This is a genomic window from Ferruginibacter sp. HRS2-29 (assembly GCF_024343615.1).
GTDB lineage: Bacteria > Bacteroidota > Bacteroidia > Chitinophagales > Chitinophagaceae > Ferruginibacter.
Map to the genome: position 1 here is coordinate 40,382 of NZ_RJUB01000127.1, position 13,041 is coordinate 53,422.

The window sequence follows — 13,041 nt, forward strand, 5'->3', positions numbered from 1 at the left end:
TCTAAACTCTACTCTCTAATCCTTGACTTCCAGGTATATCGGGCAGTGGTCGCTGTGTTTTACATCAGGATAGATGGCTGCCGCCACCAGTTGTTCTTTCAGTTCGGGCGTTACGGTAAAATAATCGATGCGCCATCCCTTGTTGTTCAGCCGCACACTTGGAAAACGCTGGCTCCACCAGCTGTAATGATGCGGTTCTTTGTTGAATTCACGGAATGTATCGATCCAGCCCGAACCGAGAAACTGTGTCATCCATTCCCTTTCTTCCGGCAAAAAGCCGGATGATTTTTTATTCCCTTTCGGATCGTGGATATCGATCTCGTTGTGGGCAATATTGTAATCTCCGCAAAGGATGATCTTCGGGTTGGTCTTCCTGATCTCCTCCAGGTATCCCTGGAATTCTTTCAGCCATTGGTACTTGTATGTCTGGCGTTCGTCGCCGGAAGTGCCCGACGGGAAATAAGCATTGATGAGCTTGATATCCCCAAACTGCACTTCGATCACCCTCCCTTCAAAATCACTCATTTCAAAACCGCTGCCGATCTTTACCGCATCAGGTTTTAGTTTGGTAAAAACAGCCACCCCACTGTAGCCTTTTTTTTGTGCACTGAACCAATGATGATAAAATCCCAGCTCTTCCAGTTGCTTTACATCGATGTCGGCATCGGTGGCCTTGGTTTCCTGCAGGCAAATAATATCAGCGGGATCGGTCTTCAGCCAATCCATGAATCCTTTTTTAATGGCGGCGCGTATGCCGTTTACGTTGTAGGAGATGAGCCTCATAGTGAATAGTCAATAGTGAATAGTCAAAGCCCGTTACTTTTACTGATTTGGGGCATTTTTTACACTTGTAAAAATATTGTTTTTTAATAACATAGCTTCTGCAAAAAGTATAACCTTTGAAGATTTGACTATTGACCATTCACTATTCACTTCTTGGTTCAGTAATTGCATTAATTTCACAAAAAAGACTTGTCCATCATCACCTTCACCAATAAAGGTATCTATTGCCCGCAGGGAAAATTCTACATCGATCCATGGTTGCCGGTCGACCATGCCGTTATCACCCATGGTCATGCGGATCATGCCCGCCGGGGAAGCAAACATTACCTCTGCCATAAATATACCGAGCCCATACTAAGATTGCGCATCGATCCTGCTCTCAGCATCAGCACGCTCGATTACAACGAAACCATTTTCATCAACGGAGTAAAACTGAGCATGTTTCCCGCAGGGCATATTGTAGGCTCCGCCCAGATAAGATTGGAGTATGAAGGATATGTGGCCGTTATCTCCGGCGATTACAAAACGGAATATGACGGCATCAGCACCGCTTTTGAACCCGTAAGGTGCAATGAATTTGTAACGGAAAGCACCTTCGGGTTACCCATTTACAACTGGCTGCCGCAGCATGAACTTTTTGGCGGGATCAGAGACTGGATCGCTAATAACCAGCTCCAGGATAAAACAAGTGTGTTCATCGCCTACAGCCTCGGAAAAGCACAGCGCCTGATGAAAGGCCTGGAAGGAACGGCTAAATTATTCGTACACAATTCCATTAACAACCTCAATAAAGCGATCGAAAGCAACGGTATCGTTTTACCGCAGGCGGAATTGGTTACCATGGAAACTCCCAGGACGGAAACGCAGAACCAGGTCGTCATTTTACCACCGGCATTGCTCGGCACCAATCTTATAAAAAAACTTTCCAGCGCTTCCGTAGCCATCTGCAGCGGATGGATGCAGGTACGTGGCAGCCGCCGCTGGCAGGCTGCTGATGCAGGGTTTGCGGTAAGCGATCATGCAGACTGGAGCGGATTGTTGTCGGCCATCAAAGCTACCGGGGCAGAAAAGGTTTATGTGACACACGGCAGTACCGCCACTTTCAGCAAATACCTGAACGAGATCGGTATCGAGGCGGCGGAAGTGGCAACACAGTATGGCAAGGAAGACGATGAAGAGATTGGGGAACCTAAAAATGAGGAAGAATGATAATCCAGTCTGTCACCCTGAGCTTGTCGAAGGGTTTTCGGTACTTCTAATAACCCTTCGACAAGCTCAGGGTGACATCAACTTTAATTAAAAGCAATGAGGTTCTAAAGAATTCGAAACATGGAAAAATTCGCCCGTTTCATACACGACCTGGAGATCAGCAATAAAACCAACGACAAGATAGATGCGATCGTGCGATACCTTGATGTGGTGCCCGAAGAAGACAAGATCTGGCTGGTGGCATTGTTTACCGGCAAACGGCCGAAGCGTGGTATCAATACAAAATTACTCCGCGAATGGGCGATCGAGATCTCCGGGATACCGGATTGGTTGTTTGCAGAATGTTATCACTCAGTCGGCGATCTCGGCGAAACGATCTCGCTCATTTTGCCAAAACCCACACATAAGATCAGCAAAAATATTTCCACCTGGATCAATGAATTGTCCGCCATCAGCAAGCAAAGCGATGAAGCGAAAAAAGAATATGTATTGAATGCCTGGAGCGGACTGAATGTGCAGGAGCGGCTCATTTTCAATAAACTTATCGGCGGCGGATTTCGGGTAGGTGTATCGCATAAATTATTGGTAAATGCAATCTCGAAGCACAGCGGCATCGAAGCCAACAAGATCATGCATAGCCTGATGGGAAAATGGGTGCCGGCCGATACCAATTATGCCGAACTGATCAATGGTCTGGATCTCGACACCAACATTTCGCAGCCATATCCTTTTTGCCTGGCTTATCCGCTGGAGCAGGAAGTGGGATCTATCGGCGAGCCGGAGGAGTGGCAGGCCGAATGGAAATGGGATGGTATCCGCGGGCAGATCATCAAGCGCAAAGAAGAATTATTCATCTGGTCGCGGGGCGAAGAGCTCATCACCAGCCAGTTTCCGGAGCTGGAAAAAATGGTTTCGATATTACCCGACGGCTGCGTGATAGACGGCGAAATATTGGCCGTTGAAAAAAGCCAGGTGCTTTCTTTCAACAGCCTGCAAAAAAGATTGAACCGCAAAAATGTTTCTAAAAAGCAACAGGAAGAAACACCCATCGGGTTTTATTGTTACGACCTGTTGGAATTCAATTACGAAGACTGGCGGGAGAAACCATTGGGCGAACGAAGAAGTCAACTGGAAAAACTCATTTCGGCGTTGCCCGAAAATGATACGGTTTATTTATCGCAGGTGATCGGTTTTAAAAGCTGGGAGCAACTGGCCACCATCCGCGAAGGTTCGCGGGAAATGAACAGCGAAGGGCTGATGCTGAAAAAACGATCGTCGCCCTACAGTACCGGCCGCAAGCGTGGCGACTGGTGGAAGTGGAAGATAGAGCCATTCAGCATTGATGCGGTGATGATCTATGCGCAGAAAGGTGCCGGGCGGCGATCGAATTTTTACACCGATTACACTTTTGCCGTAAAGGATGGGGATAAATTATTGAGTATTGCCAAAGCATATTCCGGGCTAACAGATAAAGAGATCAGGGAAGTGGATAATTTTGTAAAACGGAATGCGATTGAAAAATTCGGGCCGGTGCGTACGGTAAAACCTGAACTGGTATTTGAGATCGCCTTTGAAGGCATCGCGGAAAGCGGGCGGCACAAGGCCGGAATAGCGCTGCGTTTCCCGAGGATCAGGCGTTGGCGGAAAGATAAAAAAGCCGACGAGATCAATACCATCGACGACCTGAGAAATTTATTAAACAGTACCAGGCATGCAGATAGAACGGACAAAGGGATATAAGGAAATAATTGCCTGGATGAAAAAGTCGGGCAATAAGCCATTTGATTTTCAGAAAGAGACCTGGCAGCGCTACAACGAAGGCTACTCCGGTATTGTAAATGCCCCTACCGGGTACGGTAAAACATTTTCCGTATTTCTCGCCATTATCATTCAACACCTCAACGAAGAAAAAAAATCCCGGAAGAAGGGGCTGAAATTGTTATGGATAACACCGCTGCGTTCGCTGGCGAAAGATATCGCCAGGGCCATGCAGACTGCCTTATCCGATCTTGATATCGACTGGAAAGTGGGGGTGCGAAATGGCGATACCCCTGTAGCGGAACGCCAGCGACAGCAAAAGCAGATGCCCGAGATCTTGCTGACAACTCCCGAAACATTGCATCTTTTGCTGGGGCAAAAAAATCATGGAATATATTTCGATCAGCTGCTTTGTGTGGCGGTGGATGAATGGCATGAACTCATTGGCAGTAAACGTGGCGTGATGACAGAACTGGCAGTTTCGCGACTGAAAGGATTGCGGCAGGGCCTGAGCGTTTGGGGTATTTCGGCCACCATCGGTAATATAGAAGAAGCGCTGGAAGTATTGATTCCCGGAGATATAAAAAAGACCCTTGTTTTTACCAAAGAAAAAAAGAAAACGAATATCATTTCCATCCTGCCGGATGAGATCGAACTATTGCCCTGGGCGGGTCATCTCGGTTTGAAGATGGCGCATACACTCATCCCCATCATCGAAAAAAGCAATACTACGCTGATCTTCACCAATACCCGCGGCCAATCGGAAGTGTGGTACCAGGTCTTGCTCAATATCCATCCCGACCTGGCGGGGCTGATCGCTTTGCATCACGGCTCCATAGATTTTGAATTACGCAACTGGATCGAAGATGCGCTGCACGATGGGATATTGAAAGTGGTGATCTGCACTTCGTCGCTGGATCTGGGCGTGGATTTCAAGCCGGTGGATACGGTGATACAGATCGGTTCGCCCAAAGGCGTGGCCCGTTTTTTACAAAGGGCCGGGCGTAGCGGCCACTCGCCTTATGAAACATCGAACATTTACTTTCTGCCTACCAACTCGCTGGAGCTGGTGGAGGCAGCCGCGTTGAAAGAAGCTGAAAAAAGGCTCCTGATCGAAAACCGTGTGCCGATGCTGATGGCTTTTGATGTATTGATACAATATCTCGTAACGCTTGCGGTTGGCGACGGTTTTGATGATAAGATCATTTTTGAGGAAGTGAAAAAAACATTCGCTTTTTCTGAAATAAATGAGGAAGAGTGGAAATGGGTGATGCGCTTCATCACGGTAGGGGGCGAAACGTTGGGAGCATATGAAGAATTCAATAAAGTGTCGCTGGTAGACGGATTGTGGAAAGTAACGAGCAGGAAGATCGCGATGAATCACAGGATGAATATCGGCGCCATCGTAGGCGCCATTATGATCAAGGTCAAATTCATGAGTGGCGGATACATTGGCATGGTGGAAGAATACTTCGCGTCGCGACTGAACCCCGGCGATAGTTTTACGCTTGGCGGGCATATCCTGGAGTTTGTGATGATAAAGGAAATGACGGTGCTTGTGCGCAAAAGCAAATCAAAGAAAGCTATCTCACCCAGCTGGAATGGCGGAAGGATGCCGCTTTCGGCAAACCTGAGTGCGGTGTTGCGGGAAAAGTTTACAGAAGCGGCTTATGGAAATTCCACGGATGTGGAGCTGATCAAATTGAAACCGCTGTTTGAAAAACAACAAAAGCTTTCACATCTTCCGAAGGAAAATGAATTGCTGATCGAAAAGATCAATACAAAAGAAGGCCATCATTTATTTGTGTATCCTTTTGAAGGCAGGCTGGTACATGAAGTGCTGGCATCGCTGGTGGCATACCGGCTCAGCTGCATCAGCCCGATCAGTTTTTCCATCGCGATGAATGATTACGGGTTTGAGTTGCTCAGCGATCAGCCGATTGATATTACCGATGAAAATGTAAAAACCATTTTAAGCGGAGAACATCTCATTGCCGATATTCAGAAAAGCATCAATGCCGGTGAAATGGCGAAGCGGAAATTCCGCGACATCGCCATCATTGCGGGACTGATCTTCCAGGGATTCAAAGGGCAGAAACAAAGCAACCGGAATATCCAGGCGTCGGCAGGAATATTCTTTAATGTGTTTGAGCAGTTTGACAACAACAGTCTTTTATTGCGCCAGGCTTACGACGAGGTTTTTTATCAACAATTGGAAGAGCCCCGGCTGGCTGCCGCCCTCGAAAGGATAAAACATAGTAATATTGTGATCAAAGAATTAGAAGTGTTCACGCCTTTCAGTTTCCCGATAAAAGTGGATAGCCTCCGGGATAATATTACCAGCGAAAAACTGGAGACACGGATACAAAAAATGAAGAGTGATATGCTGAAGGTTTAAATTTTTTTGCTTCTGTCAGCCTGAGCTTGTCGAAGGCGATTCGGGGTGTAAAATTTCGCCTTCGACAAGCTCAGGCTGACAGAATAGAATTGGAAAGAAATGAAAATAACGATAAGAGGAGAGGAAATTATTCTCTCTGAAAAAAGGGCATTGTATTGGGAACGGGAAAAAGCATTGGTGATAGCGGATGTACATCTTGGCAAGGCGGCGCATTTCAGGCAATTCGGAATACCGGTTCCCTCCAGTTTGCTGGCAGCTGACCTGGAAAGACTGACTTCACTGATCGCGGAATTTCAACCAAAACAACTTATCGTTGTGGGAGATATGTTTCATCATCAAAATCATAATACTGACATAGAAACTTTTGCCAACTGGCGCCATTCATTCAACGGATTGAAGATAGTGCTGGTACAGGGCAACCACGACAGGCTGAAACCGTTGCAGTACATGCACATGGACATCGAATTGTACAAACCGAATTTGTCACTGCATCCTTTTCAGTTTGTACATGAATATACAGGGCCGAATGAAAACTACTTTTCTATTTCGGGACATATCCATCCCGGGGTATTATTGCGGGGAAAAGCGAAGCAGGCGATAAAGCTGCCGTGTTTTGCAGTCAATGAAAATCAGCTGGTATTGCCGGCATTCAGTTTATTTACCGGGCTGGATGTAGGTTATTGTATAGAGGAATGTGATTTTTATGCCATAGGAGAAGGGACGGTGTTTAAAGTGTGAATTAATAATTAATAATTAATAATTCTTTCAAAGGAAAGTTCTTCTGCAATCACCAGAAGTCTCCCTCAAAAAAATTATTAATTATTAATTATTCATTCACTAGTCCGTTTTCTCTGGTCGCATCATCGGGAAGAACAGCACATCCTGTATGGAAACCTGACCGGTAAGCAGCATGCAGAGCCTGTCGATACCGAATCCGATCCCGCTGGTAGGCGGCATGCCATATTCCAATGCACGTAAAAAGTCATGATCGATGAACATGGCTTCATCGTCGCCACGCTCCATCAGCTTAACCTGTTCTTCAAAACGTTCGCGCTGCTCGATCGGGTCGTTCAACTCGCTATAAGCATTCGCGATCTCTTTCCCGTTTACGATCAATTCGAAACGTTCTACCAGCCCGGGTTTGCTGCGATGCTTCTTAGTAAGCGGGCTCATTTCAACCGGGTAATCCGTAATGAAAGTTGGTTGAATATAATTTGCTTCACATTTACCGCCGAATATTTCATCTATCAGTTTTCCTTTACCCCATTTCACATCTGCGTGTATGCCTAACTGTTTGCATACATCGCGTATACCGTCTTCATCCATTTCGCTGATATCGTGACCGGTATGTTCCTTGATGGCATCATACATGCTGATCCTTTTGTAAGGCGCTTTAAAGCTGATTTCCTTATCTCCAATCACGGTATTCGGAACACCATTGGTAGCGATCGCCGTTTTTTCCAGCAAGAGCTCTGTGGTATCCATCATCCATTCGTAATCCTTATAAGCGGTATAAAATTCCAGCACGGTAAATTCCGGGTTGTGTGTGCGATCCATCCCTTCATTGCGGAAGTTGCGGCTGAACTCATACACCCATTCAAAACCGCCTACGATCAGTCGTTTCAGGTAAAGCTCGTTGGCGATACGCATATACATCGGTACATCCAGTGCATTGTGATGCGTGGTGAAAGGCCTTGCCGCCGCGCCGCCGGGGATCACCTGCAACACAGGGGTATCCACTTCCAGCGCCCCGCGTTCGTTGAGGAATTCGCGGATGGCATTTACCATTTTGGTGCGTTTGATAAAAACTTCCTTCACACCCGGATTTACGATAAGGTCTGCATAACGCTGCCTGTACCTGAATTCCGGATCAGTCACTTCGTCAAAAGTCTCCCCGTCTTTTTCCCTTACCACAGGAAGCGGGCGGATCGCTTTACTTAAAATAGAAAATTCTTTTACATGTATCGAGGTTTCGCCGGTCTTGGTAGTGAACACGTACCCTTTTACACCAACGATATCGCCTAGGTCGACCAGTTTTTTCCAGACAGTCTGGTACATGGTTTTATCTTCCCCGGGGCAAATGTCATCCTGCTTTATGTAAAACTGGATCTTTCCGCTGGCATCCTGTATTACGGCAAAATTGGCTTTACCCATGTCGCGTACGCTCATGATGCGGCCTGCGATGCATACTTCCGCGAAGTCGGCGTTATTTTCGCCTTCCTTAAAATTTTCTTTGATGAAAGCGGCGCTGCTGTTTACCGGGTAAAGTGCAGCAGGATAAGGGTCTATGCCCAGTTTTGCCAGTTCGGCCAGTTTTTCCCTGCGGATGATCTCCTGTTCAGATAAATGTTGAGTACTCATATTTTGTTTAATTCGGCGCCAAAGATAAGACAATGGATAATGTGATAATGGATAATTGATAATGCGTACTTTCGGATGGTGCTACACTCAGGTATTGCGGTAATTAGCTGTTAGAAGCATTGTCCATTATCAATTATACAATTATCCATTTAAAAACGTGGCAGCCTATTTGCTCGTCTATGGAAAAAATAAACAACGTTTATGAAAAAGATCATTACACTTTTACTGGTTGCATCAATCGGGCTCAGCAGCTGCGATGTGATACAAAACCTGCCTACCACCGGAAGCGCCATCGGCGGTATTTCACAGACTGAAGCCGGTCAGGGTATCAAAGAAGCGCTGTCGCAGGGATTGGCAAAATCGGTACTGCAACTGAATTCCGTAGATGGGTTCTTCAAAGATGCGCTTTACAAAATATTATTACCGCCGGAAGCAAAAAAGATTGAGAATACACTTCGTGCGCTTGGGTTGAATAGTATGGTGGACAAAGCCATTTTGCAGATCAACCGCGGGGCGGAAGATGCGGCAGGATATGCCAAGCCGATCTTTGTGGATGCTATCAAAAGCATGACGATCACCGATGCTATCGGCCTGGTAAGAAATGGAGACACCAGCGCCACCCATTTTTTTCGCGAAAAAACAACTGTAAAACTCATCGCGGCTTTTACCCCTGTAATAAAGGCTTCACTGGATAAAGTAGATGGTACAAAATATTATGGCGACCTCATCAATAAATACAACAGCCTCCCCACAACCTTCAATAAACTAAACCCGGACCTTACGGGGTATGTTACACAAAGGGCTACCAATGCACTGTTTGACCTGGTGGCAAAAGAAGAAGTGAATATCCGCACCAACCTGGCAGCACGTACTTCGGATATTTTGAAGAAAGTGTTTGGCGGAGCGTATAAATAATTTTAATACACGAATTACACGGATGACATGGATTACTTATTTAATCTTCGCTATTCCGTGTAATTCGAAAAATTCGTGTAATCATTTATTAAAGAATTTCTCCGTAGCAGCCCTGCCGCTCTCATACATCTCTTTCTTTTCGGCATCGCTCACTTTTTTAGGGTTCGAAAACAGGTCGGAATAAGGTATATAGACGGTTCGGTCTTTTTCGTTCAGCAAAGCGGCTTTCCTGTTCATGGTTTCCATGATAAGATTGAAAAATGCGGCACCGTATTCTTTCAGGTTCCGGATATTGTAAGGAGTAATGTCGGTGGAAGAAGGATATTGATCCACCTGCTCTTTTCTGTCAAGTTTGAAACCAAGCGTTTCCTTATTGTAAAAAATGCTGTCGCAGAACAACGGGTTGCCCATGTTTTTGCAGGAATCAAAAATATTGACGGGATAATTAGCGAGGATACCTCCGTCGGCATATACCTGGTAATTATACCCTCTTACCGGTTCTTTTATTTGTTTGCCTGCACTATCTATCAGCACCGGCTCGTAGAAGAATGGAATGGAGCAACTGATGCGCACTGCTGTTTTCAGTGGCATGGATGGGCTGTTGGCAAATGAAAATGTTTCGGATCGTTGTTTACTCAGGTTGGTACCTACGCAGGCAAACTGGCGGTAATTTTTATTTCGTTTGGAAAGCGAATCCAGTTGTGCAAAAGTGAAGAATGGGTTGCCGGTCTTTTTTTCTACCAGCCCTTCGAGCCAGTTTTCAAATGCATCACCTTTGTGGATGCCGTAATATTTTTTCGCCCTTTTGTATTTTCCTACCAATCCGCCATTTCCGTCGTTGAATTTTTGTATCCGCAAGCCGAACATGATAGAATCGATCTCTTTGCTGTTGTACCCCAGCGCCAGCATCATTCCAATGATAGCGCCCGCCGAAGTTCCGGCCACTTTTTCCACATTGGCGAGTACACCTTTTTGTTCCAGGGCATGCACTGCTCCTGCATAAGCCAGGCCACGGGTGCCACCGCCTTCAAATACAAGGTTTTTGTATTGCGCATCGGAAACCGACGAAATGAAAAGAAGGAAGATCACAGATACTTTTTTCATGGCATGTTATAATGGATAATTCGATAATGGATAATGCCTTTCCGGTTACAATTATCGGTTAAACTTCGAATTTAATGTATTATCAATTATCCATTTTAACATTATCCATTATCAAATTATATTGAAAGCAATACCTGCCATGCTTCTGTTACTTTGCCGGCATCCAGCAGTTTTTTTGCATAACGGTGCATTTCAATTTCCATATCCTGAGTATTGAGGCTGTAATAATGAACGATCTTGGCCAGTTCGTCGTCGCTGAAAGCCGCATCTATCAAGGGCATTTCATGCACATTGGCCAGTTGCCCGAGATGGTTGCCGGAGAGGATGGTGCTTGTGCGGATATTCTCCGGCAGGGCATCAATGCCGATACCCAATTGTATATTCGGCTTGGCTACTTTGAAGAGATTGCTGCTGTTTACCTTGCAGTACCAGTCGCCGCCAAGGCGGGCCACCTGCTGTATTTTCTGCTGGTCTATTTTTTTATTTTCGTCGAGTATGCTGTCATCAATATGCATCAGCAGCACTTCGCAGATCACGAGGTTACCGGCGCCACCTTCGGTGCCCAGCTCTTTTATCTCCAGTACTTTACATTCAAGTTTTATCTTACTTTCCTTCACCATCGGCGGTTTTACCAGGGTTGCTTTTTCTTCGGTAAAGCCAGCTTTGATAAATTCATTGTTTTCTTTCGGAAAATCGCAGCTGGATAAGGATACCTGTTGTACCATATCATAATCCACGATGTTGATCACCACTTCTTTTACTTCGTGCACATTCTGTAAAGTATGCTTGGTACTGTTGTCCCTTACCCGCCGCGCCGGTGAAAAAATTACGATCGGTGGGTTGGAAGAAAATAAATTAAAAAAACTGAACGGGCTTAGGTTGACATTTCCGTTACCATCTATTGTTGATGCAAAACAGATGGGCCTTGGTGCGATGGCATGCTGGAGGTAGTTTTGACTATCGGCAGAGGAGAGATGTTTTAAATCGAGGATCATATTTTTTAGGGAGTCTGAATTTTTTGAAGGTTTCTTAACCGCAGAGAACAGGAGGGAGCAGAGTTTTCGCAGAGATAAATTTTACCTAAAAATTTTTTACGGAAAACTCTGTTACATCTTTTTATCTGCTGTAAAAATTAAAATTTATATACTATTCTTTTGAATCCATCTTTGAGTAGTGGGACATTAAAATTTATCAAATAGCCCAAACTTTTACTATATAATTTTAAGTATGTTATTAATTGTGCAACAAAAACTGGAGCGATTCCTTCCGTAGCCTTTGTCTCGATGATGATCTCGTTTTCTACCAAAAGATCGATTTCATACGCTTTACCCAAGGGCTCATCTTTGTAAACCAATTCTACTGCTACATGCGATTTTACCATCAGCCCTTTTAATTCCAGCTCCCGTTTCAAAGCCACACGATAAGCAGATTCCAGCAAGCCCGGACCTAATTCTTTATGGACAGTAATGGACGCGTCTAATATAATCGCTCCTAAACCATTCAACATCTCTTTGTTCATCTTCCAGTTTGTATATTTATCTCTGCGAAAACTCTGCTCCCTCGCTTCTCTGCGGTTAAAAAAACTTCGCTTATAACAAACCCGCAAACAAATATACAAACCCTCCTTTCCCTGCCCCTAACTTACCACTAATGTTTCTTTAGTTAAACTATATATTTCTTCAAAACTCCACCGCTTCATTCTTCACCAACGATCAACCAACCCGTCACCCTTCACCCGCAACTATTTCTTCTTCAACCCAAATAAACTCAACTCACTGTCCTCTCTCACCATCGTATTGCTCAATTTCCCCAGCCCCGTTATTTCCATATCTACTACGTCCCCTTCCTGCAGCCATTGCTCCTGGTAATTCGGGTCGTTGAACTTGCCCGTGCCGTTCAGTTCGAGGAAACACCCGGTTCCTACTGTACCGCTTCCGATCACATCGCCGGGATAGAGGGTGGCGCCATAACTCGCCCTTTCGATGATCTCTGCAAATGTCCAGTCCATATCGGCAAGGTTGCCCCTGCTTACCAGGATGCCATTTACCGAGCAGGTCATTTCCAGGTTCCAGGCTTTGCCGGTATGGCCTTCTTTACAAGGCACTTCATATTGTTCGAGTTCTTCCGGCGTTACCAGGGCGGGCCCGATGGCGGTAGAAAAATCTTTTCCTTTTGCGGGGCCAAGGTTCAGCAGCATCTCTTCCATCTGTAGTCTGCGGGCGCTCATATCGTTCATGATCATCAGCCCGGCGATGTACTGATCCGCTTCAGCGGCAGTAACATTCCGGCAGGCTTTACTGATCACGATGGCTGCTTCCAGTTCGAAATCCAGCTTTTCAAAATGATCGGGCATGCAGCGCACTTCTCCCGCACCCTGGATGCTATGGTGATTGGTAAAATAAAAAATAGGGTACTGGTCAAATTCCGGGATCATATCCACTTTGCGGTTGCGCCTGGCAGCGGCTACATGCTGGCGGAAGGCATAACCATCCCTGCAGCTCGGCGGGTTTGGA

Annotated in this window: 11 protein-coding genes; 5 read left to right on the forward strand and 6 right to left on the reverse strand. The window is 45.7% G+C overall.

Translation table 11 applies throughout. From position 1 onward, the window contains the following. Positions 1–15 precede the first annotated feature (15 nt). Positions 16–783, reverse strand: coding sequence for an exodeoxyribonuclease III (locus EGI32_RS13865; RefSeq protein ID WP_255155962.1), 768 nt, complete (start codon positions 781–783; stop codon positions 16–18). 189 nt (positions 784–972) lie between these two features. Here EGI32_RS13865 and EGI32_RS13870 point away from each other — a divergent pair, with 189 nt between their 5' ends. The 4 genes from EGI32_RS13870 to pdeM all read left to right on the forward strand — a co-directional run bounded on the left by EGI32_RS13870 (position 973) and on the right by pdeM (position 6,886). Then, a complete protein-coding gene (locus EGI32_RS13870) occupies positions 973–1,992 on the forward strand; it encodes a ligase-associated DNA damage response exonuclease (RefSeq protein ID WP_255155963.1) in 1,020 nt (339 codons plus the stop codon). 120 nt (positions 1,993–2,112) lie between these two features. After that, entirely contained in the window at positions 2,113–3,732 is a 1,620-nt protein-coding gene (locus tag EGI32_RS13875) for an ATP-dependent DNA ligase (protein ID WP_255155964.1), read from the forward strand. Beyond that, positions 3,704–6,148 (forward strand): ligase-associated DNA damage response DEXH box helicase, encoded by a 2,445-nt coding sequence (locus EGI32_RS13880; protein WP_255155965.1) that lies wholly within the window; start codon positions 3,704–3,706, stop codon positions 6,146–6,148. Before EGI32_RS13875 ends, EGI32_RS13880 begins: the two co-directional genes overlap by 29 nt. A 99-nt stretch (positions 6,149–6,247) precedes the next feature. Beyond that, complete coding sequence (pdeM, locus tag EGI32_RS13885) at positions 6,248–6,886, forward strand: ligase-associated DNA damage response endonuclease PdeM (protein WP_255155966.1); 639 nt, start codon at positions 6,248–6,250, stop codon at positions 6,884–6,886. A gap of 99 nt (positions 6,887–6,985) precedes the next feature. On the opposite strand, the gene lysS is transcribed toward pdeM, so the two are convergent. Beyond that, complete coding sequence (lysS, locus tag EGI32_RS13890) at positions 6,986–8,509, reverse strand: lysine--tRNA ligase (protein ID WP_255155967.1); 1,524 nt, start codon at positions 8,507–8,509, stop codon at positions 6,986–6,988. 201 nt (positions 8,510–8,710) lie between these two features. Here lysS and EGI32_RS13895 point away from each other — a divergent pair, with 201 nt between their 5' ends. Continuing rightward, positions 8,711–9,424, forward strand: coding sequence for a DUF4197 domain-containing protein (locus EGI32_RS13895; protein WP_255155968.1), 714 nt, complete (start codon positions 8,711–8,713; stop codon positions 9,422–9,424). Positions 9,425–9,505: 81 nt separating this feature from the next. Here EGI32_RS13895 and EGI32_RS13900 read toward each other — a convergent pair whose 3' ends face one another. From EGI32_RS13900 to EGI32_RS13915, 4 genes are all read right to left on the reverse strand, one after another. Next, a complete protein-coding gene (locus tag EGI32_RS13900) occupies positions 9,506–10,528 on the reverse strand; it encodes a patatin-like phospholipase family protein (protein ID WP_255155969.1) in 1,023 nt (340 codons plus the stop codon). 116 nt (positions 10,529–10,644) lie between these two features. Further along, entirely contained in the window at positions 10,645–11,523 is an 879-nt protein-coding gene (locus EGI32_RS13905; protein ID WP_255155970.1) for a flavin reductase family protein, read from the reverse strand. Between the two features lie 137 nt (positions 11,524–11,660). Then, positions 11,661–12,047 (reverse strand): GxxExxY protein, encoded by a 387-nt coding sequence (locus EGI32_RS13910; protein ID WP_255155971.1) that lies wholly within the window; start codon positions 12,045–12,047, stop codon positions 11,661–11,663. A 222-nt stretch (positions 12,048–12,269) separates the two neighbouring features. Then, a partial coding sequence (locus tag EGI32_RS13915; protein WP_255155972.1) for a fumarylacetoacetate hydrolase family protein occupies positions 12,270–13,041 on the reverse strand: 772 nt, incomplete at its 5' end.

Excerpts from the sequence above, each read along its gene's own strand:
- EGI32_RS13905 (WP_255155970.1), bottom strand. The coding sequence starts at position 11,523 with ATGATCCTCGATTTAAAACATCTCTCCTCTGCCGATAGTCAAAACTAC.
- EGI32_RS13900 (WP_255155969.1), bottom strand. The coding sequence starts at position 10,528 with ATGAAAAAAGTATCTGTGATCTTCCTTCTTTTCATTTCGTCGGTTTCC.
- EGI32_RS13880 (WP_255155965.1), top strand. The coding sequence starts at position 3,704 with ATGCAGATAGAACGGACAAAGGGATATAAGGAAATAATTGCCTGGATG.
- lysS (WP_255155967.1), bottom strand. The coding sequence starts at position 8,509 with ATGAGTACTCAACATTTATCTGAACAGGAGATCATCCGCAGGGAAAAA.
- pdeM (WP_255155966.1), top strand. The coding sequence starts at position 6,248 with ATGAAAATAACGATAAGAGGAGAGGAAATTATTCTCTCTGAAAAAAGG.
- EGI32_RS13910 (WP_255155971.1), bottom strand. The coding sequence starts at position 12,047 with ATGAACAAAGAGATGTTGAATGGTTTAGGAGCGATTATATTAGACGCG.
- EGI32_RS13895 (WP_255155968.1), top strand. The coding sequence starts at position 8,711 with ATGAAAAAGATCATTACACTTTTACTGGTTGCATCAATCGGGCTCAGC.
- EGI32_RS13865 (WP_255155962.1), bottom strand. The coding sequence starts at position 783 with ATGAGGCTCATCTCCTACAACGTAAACGGCATACGCGCCGCCATTAAA.
- EGI32_RS13875 (WP_255155964.1), top strand. The coding sequence starts at position 2,113 with ATGGAAAAATTCGCCCGTTTCATACACGACCTGGAGATCAGCAATAAA.